12 protein-coding genes are annotated in these 12,817 nt (G+C 67.7%); 7 read left to right on the plus strand and 5 right to left on the minus strand.

Annotated features, from left to right (window positions below; translation table 11 throughout):
- Positions 1 to 8 precede the first annotated feature (8 nt).
- Positions 9 to 563: an occludin/ELL family protein gene (locus KBY67_RS05230; protein WP_255109455.1), complete on the minus strand. Its 555-nt coding sequence runs from the start codon at positions 561 to 563 to the stop codon at positions 9 to 11.
- Positions 564 to 815: 252 nt separating this feature from the next.
- Here KBY67_RS05230 and pyrE point away from each other — a divergent pair, with 252 nt between their 5' ends.
- Both pyrE and KBY67_RS05240 read left to right on the plus strand, forming a co-directional pair.
- Complete coding sequence (gene pyrE, locus KBY67_RS05235) at positions 816 to 1,406, plus strand: orotate phosphoribosyltransferase (RefSeq protein WP_255109457.1); 591 nt, start codon at positions 816 to 818, stop codon at positions 1,404 to 1,406.
- 19 nt (positions 1,407 to 1,425) lie between these two features.
- Positions 1,426 to 2,394, plus strand: a complete 969-nt coding sequence (locus KBY67_RS05240; RefSeq protein ID WP_255109459.1) for a folate-binding protein YgfZ — start codon at positions 1,426 to 1,428, stop codon at positions 2,392 to 2,394.
- Here KBY67_RS05240 and KBY67_RS05245 read toward each other — a convergent pair.
- Positions 2,283 to 3,875 (minus strand): TM0106 family RecB-like putative nuclease, encoded by a 1,593-nt coding sequence (locus KBY67_RS05245; protein WP_255109461.1) that lies wholly within the window; start codon positions 3,873 to 3,875, stop codon positions 2,283 to 2,285. The genes KBY67_RS05240 and KBY67_RS05245 overlap by 112 nt on opposite strands.
- A 102-nt stretch (positions 3,876 to 3,977) precedes the next feature.
- On the opposite strand from KBY67_RS05245, the gene KBY67_RS05250 reads away from it, so the two are divergent.
- From KBY67_RS05250 to KBY67_RS05260, 3 genes are all read left to right on the plus strand, one after another.
- A complete protein-coding gene (locus tag KBY67_RS05250) occupies positions 3,978 to 5,486 on the plus strand; it encodes a phosphoglucomutase/phosphomannomutase family protein (protein ID WP_255109463.1) in 1,509 nt (502 codons plus the stop codon).
- On the plus strand, positions 5,483 to 6,121 hold the full coding sequence (gene rdgB, locus KBY67_RS05255) for an RdgB/HAM1 family non-canonical purine NTP pyrophosphatase (protein WP_255109465.1): 639 nt from the start codon (positions 5,483 to 5,485) through the stop codon (positions 6,119 to 6,121). Before KBY67_RS05250 ends, rdgB begins: the two co-directional genes overlap by 4 nt.
- A gap of 68 nt (positions 6,122 to 6,189) precedes the next feature.
- Positions 6,190 to 6,936 carry an HAD family phosphatase gene (locus KBY67_RS05260; protein WP_255109467.1) on the plus strand — a complete coding sequence of 249 codons (747 nt, stop codon included), beginning with the start codon at positions 6,190 to 6,192 and terminating at the stop codon, positions 6,934 to 6,936.
- Positions 6,937 to 7,144: 208 nt separating this feature from the next.
- Here the strand turns inward: KBY67_RS05260 and KBY67_RS14890 are convergent, their stop codons facing one another.
- Positions 7,145 to 7,396 carry a helix-turn-helix domain-containing protein gene (locus KBY67_RS14890; protein ID WP_399213966.1) on the minus strand — a complete coding sequence of 84 codons (252 nt, stop codon included), beginning with the start codon at positions 7,394 to 7,396 and terminating at the stop codon, positions 7,145 to 7,147.
- Between the two features lie 473 nt (positions 7,397 to 7,869).
- Here KBY67_RS14890 and KBY67_RS05270 point away from each other — a divergent pair, with 473 nt between their 5' ends.
- Complete coding sequence (locus KBY67_RS05270) at positions 7,870 to 7,995, plus strand: hypothetical protein (protein ID WP_255109471.1); 126 nt, start codon at positions 7,870 to 7,872, stop codon at positions 7,993 to 7,995.
- Between the two features lie 78 nt (positions 7,996 to 8,073).
- Positions 8,074 to 9,576: an arylsulfatase gene (locus KBY67_RS05275; protein ID WP_255109472.1), complete on the plus strand. Its 1,503-nt coding sequence runs from the start codon at positions 8,074 to 8,076 to the stop codon at positions 9,574 to 9,576.
- Between the two features lie 476 nt (positions 9,577 to 10,052).
- Here KBY67_RS05275 and KBY67_RS05280 read toward each other — a convergent pair whose 3' ends face one another.
- Entirely contained in the window at positions 10,053 to 11,069 is a 1,017-nt protein-coding gene (locus KBY67_RS05280; RefSeq protein ID WP_255109474.1) for an HAD family phosphatase, read from the minus strand.
- A gap of 196 nt (positions 11,070 to 11,265) precedes the next feature.
- Entirely contained in the window at positions 11,266 to 12,543 is a 1,278-nt protein-coding gene (locus tag KBY67_RS05285; protein WP_255109476.1) for a carbohydrate porin, read from the minus strand.
- Positions 12,544 to 12,817: the final 274 nt, after the last annotated feature.

A 12,817-nucleotide genomic window follows, 5' to 3' on the forward strand; every position in this document is an offset into this window, starting at 1 on the left:
CTCTGGACTTACCAGAGGCCGCGCACGGGAGCACTCTCAACGGGCCATGCCACAGGGAAATCATTCGCCCCCGGCTGCGCCGCTTCCACAGGCGCCGAGATGGGGGCCGTCTGAAGGCTGGCGGTAAAGATTGAGGGGAGGTCGGCATTGCGCCAGGGCATGGGAGCGCTCTGCTCCTCCAGCAGGGCTGCTGTGGTGTTGCTGATGGCGGAGGAATCCCAGACGATGGCCTGCTCGGGGAAGCCCAGCCCCATCACACGGTTGCCCTGTGGACCGCCCATGGCAATGCCGAGGATGTCGGTGATCTGGTTGGTGAGGCTGACCCCACGGGCGAAGGTGGAGCGCCAGGTGTAGGCCCGCTCCTGGAAGAGTTCGGCAGTGGTCTGAATCTCACCGCAACGGGTGACCTCCACCGGGGCACTGAGCGGCTGGGTGCTGTTGCCGGTGCCGGCTAGGGGAGCCTCGAGGGTGGTGGTGCAGATCACCGGACCCGCCAGTGCCGGGGCTGCGGGAAGCACTGCCAGCACTCCCGCTGCCAGGACCCCAGATGCCAGAGCAACCATGGCGCCGACTGATGCGGCAGCCTCAGGCCTGGTGGCGACAGGTGTGACGCCAGCGGTGGTGACGTGGTGACTGTTCATGGCACAGGGGACCGACTGGGCAATGGGTGGAGCCAAGCTCCCTGATCATCGCGCAAACTAGGCCGCCGGGCCGTCTTCTGCCAGGGGCCCTGGCCTGAGCGCTGCCGCCAGCCCCACTCCCTCGCCAGCCCTCAGCTCCGATGACACTGCCCCCCGGATGACACTGCCCCCCCGATGACCCTGCCACCCATCCCCGCCACCGTCACTGAGCGCCACCAGCTGCTGCTGGAGCTGTTGGCCACCAGGGCCTACCGCCACGGCCAGTTCACCCTGGCGTCGGGTCGCAGCAGCGACCACTACGTGAACTGCAAGCCGGTGAGCCTCAGCGGCCACGGGCTGGCTCTGCTGGCCATGGCCCTGCTGGAGCAGGTGGAGGAGGGTGCCGCGGCAGTGGCCGGCCTCACCCTCGGCGCCGATCCCCTGGTGAGTGGCGTGGCGATGGCGGCTGCCCAGGCGGGGCTGCCCCTCGACGCTCTGATCGTGCGCAAGCAGGCCAAGGGGCACGGCACCGGCGCCTGGCTGGAGGGCCCCCTGCCCGCCGCAGGGGGCCGCATCACCGTGCTTGAAGACGTGGTGACCACAGGGGGGTCCTCGCTCAAGGCCGTGGAGCAGCTGCGCGAGGCCGGCTACGTCGTGGAGCGGGTGGTCACAATCGTTGATCGCCAGGAGGGGGGTCTGGAGGCCATGACAGCGGCGGGCCTGGAGCTGCGCAGCCTCTTCCTGCTGGAGGAGATTGCCGCCGCGGCTCAGACTTTGCAAGGGTGAGTCCATCGCTGAGCCCGCCATGGACCTGAACCGCTCCACCCCCCCAGGCCCCTGGGACTGGCGGCCTGCCAGCCCCAGCCGCTGGGAGCAGCCCGTGAGCCTGGTGCACCTTGAGGGGCCCGACAGCCTGCGCTTTCTCCATGGCCAGAGCAGCCAGGATCTGGAGCGGGCCCAGCCCGGCCAGTGCCTGGCCACCTGTTGTCTCACCCCCACCGGCCGGGTGCGCGGCCTGGCCGAGGTGCTGGTGGAGGCCAGCGGGGCCTGGCTGGTGATCACCGCCGGCGATGGGGCCGCCATCCACCAGGCCCTTGACCGGGTGCTCTTCCCCGCCGATCAGGTGAACCTGGGGCCGCTGTTGGCCGGAACGCTGGTCTGTCTGGAAGGGCTGGAAGCAGCTGGATCCCTGGAGGCGCCCGCCGCACCTGCCGCGGGCTGGTCCCTGCCCGGCCAGCGGCTGGTGCTCAGGGAGGGGGACGAGCTCCCCGCTGAGCTGGAGGCCCTCCCGACCCTGGGGCCGATCGAGAGCGAGCGCTGGCGCCTCAGCCAGGGGCGACCGCTGGCCCCCAATGAAATCAGCGAAGAGGTAAACCCCTTCGAGCTCGGTCTGGCGGACCGGGTCAGCCTGAGCAAGGGTTGCTACGTGGGCCAGGAAACCCTGGCCAAGCTGGCCACCTACGACGGCGTCAAGCAACAGCTGCGGCGCTGGTGCTGGGCGGAGCCGGCCGCAGGCAGCGTCAGCGACGGGCCTTCACCGCTGCCGGGGGCGGTGCTGCGCACTCCCAGTGCTGAGCGGGCCGGACGGATCACCTCCAGCCTGCGGCTGAATGCCGGGCCCGATGGCACCAGCCTGTGGCTGGGGCTGGCCCTGGTGCGGCGTCAGGCGCTGCTGGAACCGCTGCTGCTGGCCGGCGAAGGGATCGGCCTGGAGATCTCCGAGCCCACGGGGGTGGTGGCTCCACCGGTGGGGGCAGGCGGCGCGGCGTCCTGAGTGAGCAGCCAGTGGGCCACCGCCCAGGTGGCCAGGCCGTCGTCGTGGTTGTAGCGGAAGATCCGGCGCAGGCCATGGAGGCTGCCTCGGCCCTCCGGTGTGCCATCCCCCCGCCAATGGCGCCACCAGAGCAGGCAGCGAGCGCCATCCACCCCCTTCTGGCTCCAGGCAAAGCCCAGCCAGCCCGCCACCGCCTTGAGGCCATAGCTGTTGACCGGCAGCAGCCAGTGGCGCCGCAGCCGCTGGTGCAGGTCCACCAGGCGCTTGCGCAGGTCTGCCAGTTCCCGCTCGCTGGCCCCCTGGCGCTGGGCCAGACGCACCAGCGCAATCGATTCGGTTTCGCCGTAGTGGAGTAGGGGCCAGTCGGAGGGGGTGGCCGCCAGCAACCGGCGCAGACGCTGCCAGAGCCTGGCCTCGCCGTGCTCGTGCAGGGCCAGCAGCGGCCTGTAGCGGCCGATGTCAGCCGCTTGCCCCTCGGGCCAGCGGCCATCGGCCCCCCGCTCGATGCGCAGGAAGCCATGCAGGAAGTCGTCGCGGGCGTCTGGGTCGGATTCGATGTCGTAGACGAGCACCCCGCTGGCGCTGGCCAGCTCGGGCAGGGCGGTGGTCGGCTGGTGGGGCTCCGGCGGCAGGCGCAGGGGTTCCCCCCGCTGCTGCACGCGGGCTTGGGCCACCAGCCGCGCCGCCACCTCGCGGTGCTGCTCCCCGTGCACCTCCAGGGCATCGGCCAGGGCTTCGGAGTCGGCCGCGGCCAGGGCACTGAGCTGGGGCAGGCCCAGCTCGATCAGGAGCTCCCGCCGCTTGGCGCCGATGCCGCTCACCTCGCTGAGGTGGCCCTGCAGGGCGGCTTCGCGGTCGCAGAGACCTCGCCAGGAGCAGAGCACGCACTTCTTGCGGTCGCTCACCAGCGGTGGCGGCTGGGGGCGCGCCAGGTCTGCCGCCACTTTGGGCAGGGCCTCCTCCAGCTGGCGCTGCAGCCCCTCCCCCAGCGCCAGCCGCTCCCGCTCCAGGCGCCCGGAGCCCATGGCCACCACCAGGCCATGGCTGACCGCCCCCTGCTGCCAGCCCGAGAGCAACGTTCCCCAGAGGCCCATCACCAACCGGTGCTCCCGGGTGAGCCTTCGGCCCTGACGGGCCATCACCGGCTGGTAGGCGTAGGCCCCCCAGCGGCTCTCGCCACTGCAGCGCTGCAACAGCGGTGGATGGGCCTCCAGTTCCAGGCCGGCGGGCCCCCGGCCCCTGAGGCGCACGCCTACCACTGCGGGAGCACCGGCCACGCAGGCGGCTTCGCCGGCCAGGGGCTGCTGCTGCAGCAAGCTCACAAAACAGCGCTGCTGATCGTCGAGCTGAAGGGCCCGGTGGGCGCTCCACAGCCGCTGCCCCGGATCCCCGTGGCGATCGAGCCAGGCACGGCGCCGACAGCGCAGCCAGCTGCGCAGCAACCGGTCGCTCACCAGCCGGTTGGACGGTTCAGCAGACATGGCGGCAGACTACGGCGGGCGGTGGCCTGCCGCCAGGCCGGCACCCGCTGAACCCCAGGCCAGCCGGACTGCTGCTACGAGCTACTGAACCCCGCTGCCCCCATGCCTTCTGCCCCCCTGCCCCTGGAGCCCAGTCCCATCCGTTTCGGCACCGACGGCTGGCGCGGCATCCTCGGCGTCGATGTGACCCTGGAACGCCTGTTGGTGGTGGCCGCGGCCGCAGCCCGCGAGCTGGAACGCGCCGCGCCGGCGCAACTCAACAGCCGCGAGGTGGTGATCGGCTACGACCGCCGCTTCCTGGCACCGGAGCTGGCCGAAGCCATTGCCAGCGCCGTGCGCGGCGCCGATCTCGAGCCGGTGCTCACCGATTCAGCCGTGCCCACACCCGCCTGCAGCTGGGCGGTGGTGGAGCGGGGCTCCCTCGGGGCTCTGGTGATCACCGCCAGCCACAACCCCCCTGAGTGGATCGGCCTGAAGATCAAGGGTCATTTCGGCGGCTCGGTGGAGGAGGCCTTCACCGCCGCCGTGGAGAAGCGCCTGGAGGCGGGGGGCATCACCGTGCCGATCCCCGGCGACACCCCACGCTTCGATGGCTGGAGCGGCTACCTGGCGGGCCTGCGCCAGCTGGTGGATACAGGCGCCCTGCGCCTTGGGCTGGAGTCGATGGGTCTGCGGGTGATCGTGGATCCCATGCACGGCTCGGCCGCCGGTGGGCTGCCGGCCCTGCTGGGGACCGGATCACAGAGCGGTGAGGGAAGTGCCGGTGGCGTAGCGGACGGCTCAGGCGACGACTGCATCGAGGAGATCCGCTCCTGGCGTGATCCGCTCTTCGGCGGCCACCCGCCCGAGCCCTTGGCGCCCTACCTGCAGGAGCTGATCGCCGCGGTGCGGGCCAGCGGCGAAGCCGGCCGGCCAGCGGTGGGGATCGTCTTCGACGGCGACGGTGACCGCATCGCCGCCATTGATGAGCGGGGCCGCTACTGCAGCACCCAGCTGCTGATGCCCCTGTTGATCGATCACCTGGCCCGGGCCCGGGCCCTGCCGGGCGCCGTGGTCAAGACGGTGAGCGGCTCCGACCTGATGCAACTGGTGGCGGAGGGTCTCGGACGGCCTGTGATCGAGAAGCCGGTGGGCTTCAAGTACATCGCCAGCGAGATGCTCGCCGGTGGGGTGCTGGTGGGCGGCGAGGAATCGGGCGGGGTCGGCTTCGGCCTGCACCTGCCCGAGCGGGACGCCCTCTTCGCCGCCCTGCTGGTGCTGGAGGCCCTCGTGGAAGGCGGCCTGCCCCTGGGCGAGCGCCTCGACCGGCTGCAGGCCGACCACGGCGGCGCCAGCGCCTACGACCGGCTCGACCTGCGCCTGCGGGACATGGCCAGCCGGCAGCGGCTGGAGCGCCAGCTGGCCCAGGAGCCCCCCATCAGCGTGGCCGGCTGGCCGGTGCAGGAGGTGGTGAGCACCGATGGGGTGAAGTTGCGCCTCGGGGCCAGCCACTGGCTGATGCTGCGCTTCTCCGGCACCGAACCGCTGCTGCGCCTCTACAGCGAAGCCCCGAGCGGGGAGCGGGTGGGTGAGATCCTGGCGTGGGCCCGCCAGTTTGCCGAAGCGGCATGAGCGACTCCAGCCCCCAGCCGGCGCCGAAGGTGCTGGTGATCGCCAGCGGCAATGCCGGCAAGCTCAGGGAATTCACGGCACTGCTGGCCACTGAGGGCCCGGAGCTGGATCTGGAGGTGCGCAGCCAGCCCCAGGGCCTGGAGGTGGAGGAAACCGGCGACAGCTTTGCCGCCAACGCCCGCCTCAAAGCTGAAGCCGTGGCGCGGCTCACGGGGCACTGGGCGCTGGCCGATGATTCGGGTCTGAGTGTGGACGCCCTCGGCGGGGCGCCCGGCATCCACTCCGCCCGCTATGCCCCCACCGACCCCGAGCGAATCACCCGCTTGCTGGAGGCACTGGCGGGGGAACCCAACCGTCGGGCCCGGTTCACGGCAGCCCTGGCCCTGGCTGATCCCAGCGGCCAGACGGTGCTGGAGGTGGAGGGCGTCTGCATGGGTGAGATCCTCGACGCCCCCTGCGGGGAGGGCGGCTTCGGCTACGACCCGGTGTTCCTGGTACCTGAAACGGGCCTGAGCTTTGCCCAGATGACACCAGAGCTCAAGCGCCGTGTAGGCCATCGCGGCCGTGCCCTGGAAGCCCTGCTGCCGCCCCTGCAGCGGCTGTTCGCGGACGCAGGAAGGGAAACGGTGTGCTGACGCGGGTCCTGGCGGCGGCTGCCGGAAGTCTGCTAAGCCTGGCGATGATGTCCCCTTTGGCGTCTGCCATGGCCAGCCAGGCCACCGCCGCAGGGTCCGCTCAGCCCCTCCCTTCCTGGCGCGACGGTGCCACCAGATCGCGGATCCTGGCCTTCGTCGCCAGCGTCAGCCAGCCGGGGGGAGAGAGCTATCTGCCGCCCGAGGAGCGCATCGCGGTCTTCGACAACGACGGAACGCTCTGGTCGGAGCAGCCGATGTACGTGCAGCTGGCCTTCGCGATCGAGCGGGCCCGCGCCATGGTGGCCCAGCAGCCCAAGCTCGCCACCAATCCGATCATCGCCGCGGCGGCTGCAGCCGGTAACGGTGAAGCCGTACTCACCATGGGCATCAAGGATCTGCTGGAACTGGTGGGGATCACCCATGCCGGCATGAGCACCGATGTGTTCCGCGACCTGGTGCGCGAGTGGCTGGACAGCGCCTGCCACCCGACCCTGCAGCGGCCTTACACCGCCCTGACCTATCAACCGATGCGGGAGCTGCTCGAGCACCTGCGCGCCCATGGTTTCCGTACCTACATCGTTTCGGCCGGCGGCGTGGAGTTCATGCGGGTGTTCGCCGAGGAGGCGTATGGAATCCCGCCGGAGCAGGTGATCGGCTCCAGCATCGGCACCACCTACGCCCTGCGCGGCGGGTTGCCGGTGATCCTGCGCCAGAGCGAGGTGCAGACGGTCGCCGATCGGGCCATGAAGCCGATCCTGATCGAGCAGCTGATCGGCCGCAGGCCGATCAGCTGCCTTCGGCAACTCCGACGGTGATCTGGAGATGCTGGAGTGGACCACCAGCCTGCCGGGACCACGTCTGGGGGTGATCGTTCACCACGACGATCCCGAGCGGGAGGTGGCCTACGACCGCCAATCCGCCTTCGGCCATCTCGATCGGGCCTTGAGCGAGGCGCCCCGGCGGGGCTGGACGGTGGTGAGCATGCGCGACGACTGGGCCAGTGTGTTTGCGCCCCCTCCAGCGTCAACCGGACCAGGCGGAGCAGTGGTCGACCGCTGTGCCGTGCCTCCGGCCAGCGAACCCAGGGCTGCGGGAGAGCGTGGCGCTGGGGAGCTCCCCGAACAAGCGGCGGCAATCCCGGGCGAAGTGCCCCGGATTGAGGAAGCCCCAGGAGGCCGCCAGCCCTGAGATCGTCGCGGCCCCCGGCTGGGCCTCCAGCAGCCCAGGGCGAACACCATGGAGCCGCTGCAGCTTGAGAAAGGCCATCGGTCCCATGCCGAGGTGGTCCTGAAAAACCCTGAATCAGGCTGCGCCGGCTGGTGCACACCTCCTGGCAGATCCCATCGAGGCTGATCACCTGGCCCGGGTGCAGGGCCATCCAGCCCTGGGCCTGCTTGACAATCTCGATCCGCGCTGGAAGCCTCGGCAAGCGGGAGCCGCCCCCTGCTGAGTGGGCCAGTGTTTCCACCAGCAGGGGGAGCAGATCCTTCTGCAGCCGATCCTGCCTCGAAGGCCAGCTCAGATGCGGGGAGGGCACTTCCGAGAATGCAAACAGCTGGTGTAAATGGCGGCACAGCCGCTGAAATCCCACCGTCTCGATCGGCAGCCAGTTGGAGCGGAACACCTGCTCATCGAGGCAGGTATGCCCCAGTCCCATGGCCTCCTGCTGGAAACGGGCCGGATCGATCGCCAGGACCGCCAGCGAGCGCCGGCCCGTGGCGGTGAGAGGCACCTCCCCACGGGTTGCCATGCCAAAGAACCGCGGCGGCGGGAAGGGTCTGGCCATGGGAGTGGAGCAGATCGCTCCGGAGCGCCCCTGGCGCCAACTGGGTCAGCTCGAGGGGGAGCCGAAGCTGAGCATGGGATTGGGTTGAGAACTGCACTTTTTGTATGGACTGATTTTGCCTTGGTGAGCAGACTGACCCTCAGGCACCCGCTCCCCTCCCCCTGTCATGCCCAAAGGCCAACCCAACATCCTCATCCTCTGGGGCGACGACGTCGGCCAGAGCAACCTGAGCTGCTACAGCGATGGGCTGATGGGCTATCAGACCCCCAACATCGACCGGGTCGCCAAAGAAGGTGGCCGCTTCATCCATTACTACGCCGAGCAGAGCTGCACCGCGGGCCGGGCCGCCTTCATCTCCGGCCAGAACGTGTTCCGCACCGGCCTCAGCAAGGTGGGCATGCCTGGTGCCCCGCTCGGCTTTCGGCCAGAGGATCCCACCATCGCCGGCCTGCTCAAGCCCCTCGGCTACCGCACTGGCCAGTTCGGCAAGAACCACTTCGGCGACCAGGACGAACATCTGCCGACGATGCACGGCTTCGATGAGTTCTTCGGCAACCTGTATCATCTCAATGCCGAGGAAGAACCGGAGCAACGGGATTATCCCAAGCCGGAAGACTTTCCAAACTTCAAGAAGAACTTTGGCCCCCGCGGTGTATTGCATTGTTGGGCCAATGAGGATGGCACCCAGCGGATCGAAAATACCGGGCCGCTCACCAAAAAACGGATGGAGAACTGCGACGAAGAGTTCATAACTGAGGCCAAGCGCTTCATCCGTGATGCGGTGGCATCAGGGGAACCGTTCTTTGTGTGGTTCAACACGACCCACATGCACTTCCGCACCCACGCACGCGCCCAGGACATCGGCCGTTCCGGGCGCTGGCAGTCGGAGTATCACGACGTGATGATCTATCACGATGAGTGCATCGGCGAGATGCTCAACCTGCTCGATGAGCTGGGCGTCACCGACGACACCATCGTGATGTACAGCACCGACAACGGCCCCCACATGAACAGCTGGCCCGATGCCGGCATGACCCCGTTTCGCAGTGAGAAGAACACCAACTGGGAAGGGGCCTACCGGGTGCCCGCGCTGGTGCGCTGGCCCGGGCACATCGAGCCCGGCACCCTGTTCACCGGAATCGTCAGCCACCTCGACTGGCTTCCCACTTTGCTTGCCGCTGCGGGTGAAAGTGATGTCAAGGAAAAACTCCTGGCTGGCTATGCAGCCGGCAATCGCACCTACAAAGTGCATCTCGATGGGTACAACATGCTCGACTACTGGACGGGCGAGACCGACAAGAGCCCGCGGCAGGAATTCTTCTACTTCTCCGACGACGGAGACCTCACAGCGCTTCGCTTCGACAACTGGAAAATCATCTTCATGGAGCAGCGCTGCCCCGGCACCCTGCAGGTGTGGGCCGAACCCTTAACCGTGCTGCGCTGTCCGAAACTGTTCAACCTGCTCACCGATCCCTATGAGCGGGCCGACATCACCTCAAACACCTACTACGACTGGTATCTGGATCACTGCTACCTGATGATCCCCGCGCAGCCCTTCGTGGGCAAGCTGCTTGAAACCTTCAAGGAGTTCCCACCGCGGCAGAAGGCGGCCAGCTTCACGGTTGGCCAGGTGATGGAGAAGATCGCGGCCTCAATCGGCTCCACTTGAGGCCCATGGGGCGCTGTACTTCCTTTGACAGCCAGCGCCCCTCCTTGCTCCCTGCGCCCGCCCCGGGACCTCCATGGGGCGAGTGTCTTCCAATAGCTCGATTCAAAACTCCGTTCCCACCGCTCCGCCAGCCACACGGAACCAGCCCCGTCGCCTACCGGCGCTGGACAGGGCGGGGATACTGGCGGCCATCACCCCTCAACCTCAACAGGATCTGCGCAAGATTTAAAGGGAAGTCCCTCTCTTCAGCGGCAACCGCTCAAGCACCGTTGACATGGCATGTGTCGAAGGTGATCCATTCGACGGCCAGCATGTCGTTTGTGACAGGAGCCTTCGGGCCTGATCACCTCTCTGGCCGTTGTACTCACAATTCGGACCTTCCAGTTTCTTCCACCCATCCGGGAAAACCGCGGCGCCTAGGCCGGAGCGCAGATCAAGCAGGAACGCGGTGATTGGGGGCACAGAGAGACAGTCGTTCATGGCTGGGGAAAGAGCACGGCCCAGTCCTTGGCCATGTCCACCACCACCCAGCCACGCTCCGGTGCCTGCCGCAGGGCCTCCACGAGCTTGCCGCTGCTGGTCGGATGGGCGTCGTAGGCGTACTCCCGGCGGGGGTCGGTGTGATGCACGAGCAGGCCGAAGCTGGGCCGCGGATTGGCCATGGTGGTGAATTGCAGCATCTGCAGATCGCCGTCGGAATTGCCGAAGGCGGCGATCGGCCGGCGGCCGATGAAGGCATGAATGCCCACGGGTTTGCCCGCCTTGTCGTCCACGAACAGGTGGTCGCTGGACTTCACCAGCACCGGCTGGCCCTGCCGCAGCTCAAAGCGGGTGAGGGCCGTGGAGCCCACCACCTGCTCGGGCGGGATGCCGTAGACCCGCTCGCTCCACACCCGCATGAAGTCGGCGCCGCCACCCGAAACAATGAACGTGCTGAAGCCTTTGGCACGCAGATGGCGCAACAACTCCAGCATCGGTTGGTAGGCGAGCTGGTCATAGGGCCTGCCGTAGCGCGGATGGCGGGCGGTGGCGAGCCAGCGTTGCACCGATGTCCGGAATTCCTCGGTGGTCATGCCGGCGTGGGTGAGCGCGAGCACCCGCAGGAGGCCCTCGTGGCGTGGGCCCTCCAGCAACCTGGCCAGATCGCCGCCCAGGGCCGCCTGCACCATGGGGTCCTCGCGCAGGGCCGGTTCCTGCTTCACCCGTTCGCGCAGGGTGTCGAGGGCGTAGAACATCTGGAACGGCAGCGGATTCTCGGGCCAGAGGGTGCCGTCGTTGTCAAAGGTGGCGATGCGCTCAGCGGCGGGAACGTAGTCGGGCGATCCAGGCCGGCTCACCCGCTCCACATAGGAGAGGATCGCCCGTTTGGCGGGCCCTTCCCTCCAGGAGGGAAGGGCATCGAGGGCCCCCACGGGCAGCGTCGGCGTCGCTGCCACCAAAAGCCCAAGAGCAACGGCCCTGGCGGCGCCGGGGGTGGAAAGGCGGAGGTCCATCGCGATGGGGTGGGTCGAATCCCCCGATGGTGCCAGAACCCCTGGTGCTGTAGATGATGTGCGTATCGGCTCTCCCCGCCCCGATGGGGGCGATCCCTGTAGGCGTAGCGCAAGGCGGGCGGCATCACAGCTTGGTTCACGGCTCCGCCATTTAGGCAGCAACCAGCCTGGCGTCGCGCGTTCGATCCAGCGAGGTTCAGAACGTGATCTTGCCCCTGAGACCGGCGACGGTTTCGGTGGCGAAGTTGGCCCTGGCTGGATCGATGAGCTGCAGGTCGGCTGTGAGGATGAACCAGGGAGTGATGGCAAAGCTGTAGTAGATCTCCAGCCCCTTCTCATTATCGAGGGGAAGAAAGGGATCGATTGTGTCCTCTAGAGCTTTGCTCCAGTTGTAGTAGTAAACGCCGATACCGAAGCTGTCATAGGGGCGATTGGCGAACATCCCCTCGCCACTGATGCCGCCCACGAACGACCAGCCGATCGGATTGGGGTTGCCACTGGTTCCAGCCAGCTTCCCGTAGAGCCCGATTCCCTTGCCGGGTCTCACCTTGCTGGGAAAGAGCGTATGCCCGAACTGGAGGCTCAGATTGTTGGGATAGCTCACACCGCTGTTGTCCTGAAGGCCTGGTGGCAGGAGGATCTGCTCCAGGTCCACCTTCTTCTCCGTACTGAACGTGTAGGTGAGGCCGAGATTGGAGGGCCGATTCCAGGCCTTTCCGTTCCACTGCGCCGACAGCGAGACATTGGCACCAGTTTCGAACAGATCCTCCACCCAGTAGTTGTTGGTCTGATCGGCCGGATCGAACACCATGGCCGAAAGACTGACCTCACCGATCTGCTGGGACAGAATCCCCCCCATGATCACCGGCGGCACCAAACCATCGGGGGGAGCCACGAAGGCCAGATTCATGAAACGATCGATTCCCCAGCCCCCGAAGAAGGGATCGTTGGCGAGCAGGTCGATCACGTTGATCTTCCCGAGCAGCAGGCTGGTGCCGCCCCAGCGCTGGCTGTAATAAAGCGAACTCGCCACCAGCTCCTCCTCTGAGCCAAGAGGGAGCACCGCGCTTGTAGTGACGGGCCAGAGGGCGCCGCCGCGGAATCCAGGCAGCCGCCCGCCCTCCAGCTCCAGGTGCAGGTGGAAGCCCCCGCCACGCCAGAGGCCCATCCGGCTGGTGTCGAGGTCGAGCAGAGCATCGATCCGCCCGCCCGTGAAGAAGTCTTTCCCCTGGCCGTGCTTACTGAGGCTGCCCTGATCCCCAGACCACTGCCCCTGGTAGAAGCCCGTGGCGTAGAGGCGCAGCGTCCCCCCGTTCTCCGCCAGTTGGCTGCGATCGCCGCCCCAGTCACCGGTGAGGGTGGGGCGGTTCCAGAACGTGGAAGGGGGCTTGTCGGCGCTCTCCTTTTCAGCTGTGGAGGGGACGGATTCAGGTGAAGGAGTCGGAGTCGAGGCCTGAGAAAGAGTCGAAGACACTGCCGGGGCCGCAACCACGGAAAGGCATTCCGGACCTGGGCAAGCAAGGGAGCCGAAGCCAGGATCCTTTGTTGTCCCTGCCGATTGGCCTGCGCCCTCTTCTGCTCGCCCTTCGGGGGGCAGAAGGGCGAGCGAAGCCGTCAGCGGCAGCATGCCGGCAGCGATCCAACCGATTAAGGCACGAACCATGAGCCAATGGCCTTGTCCCATCGGCTTTCGTCCGGCACTTCGCAAACCTCTGTGATTGATAGGTGAAGCCGGACCGTGGCCTAGC

Origin of the sequence: Synechococcus sp. RedBA-s (assembly GCF_024345495.1) — a bacterium.
Taxonomy (GTDB): domain Bacteria; phylum Cyanobacteriota; class Cyanobacteriia; order PCC-6307; family Cyanobiaceae; genus Regnicoccus_A.

What these genes read in the sequence shown, in the direction of transcription:
- KBY67_RS05270 (WP_255109471.1), top strand. Translation starts at nt 7,870, where the DNA reads ATGCCAAAGAACCGCGGCGGCGGGAAGGGTCTGGCCATGGGAGTGGAG.
- KBY67_RS05230 (WP_255109455.1), bottom strand. Translation starts at nt 563, where the DNA reads ATGGTTGCTCTGGCATCTGGGGTCCTGGCAGCGGGAGTGCTGGCAGTG.
- KBY67_RS05260 (WP_255109467.1), top strand. Translation starts at nt 6,190, where the DNA reads ATGGCCAGCCAGGCCACCGCCGCAGGGTCCGCTCAGCCCCTCCCTTCC.
- KBY67_RS05250 (WP_255109463.1), top strand. Translation starts at nt 3,978, where the DNA reads ATGCCTTCTGCCCCCCTGCCCCTGGAGCCCAGTCCCATCCGTTTCGGC.
- KBY67_RS05245 (WP_255109461.1), bottom strand. Translation starts at nt 3,875, where the DNA reads ATGTCTGCTGAACCGTCCAACCGGCTGGTGAGCGACCGGTTGCTGCGC.
- KBY67_RS14890 (WP_399213966.1), bottom strand. Translation starts at nt 7,396, where the DNA reads ATGGGACCGATGGCCTTTCTCAAGCTGCAGCGGCTCCATGGTGTTCGC.
- KBY67_RS05275 (WP_255109472.1), top strand. Translation starts at nt 8,074, where the DNA reads ATGCCCAAAGGCCAACCCAACATCCTCATCCTCTGGGGCGACGACGTC.
- rdgB (WP_255109465.1), top strand. Translation starts at nt 5,483, where the DNA reads ATGAGCGACTCCAGCCCCCAGCCGGCGCCGAAGGTGCTGGTGATCGCC.
- KBY67_RS05280 (WP_255109474.1), bottom strand. Translation starts at nt 11,069, where the DNA reads ATGGACCTCCGCCTTTCCACCCCCGGCGCCGCCAGGGCCGTTGCTCTT.
- pyrE (WP_255109457.1), top strand. Translation starts at nt 816, where the DNA reads ATGACCCTGCCACCCATCCCCGCCACCGTCACTGAGCGCCACCAGCTG.
- KBY67_RS05240 (WP_255109459.1), top strand. Translation starts at nt 1,426, where the DNA reads ATGGACCTGAACCGCTCCACCCCCCCAGGCCCCTGGGACTGGCGGCCT.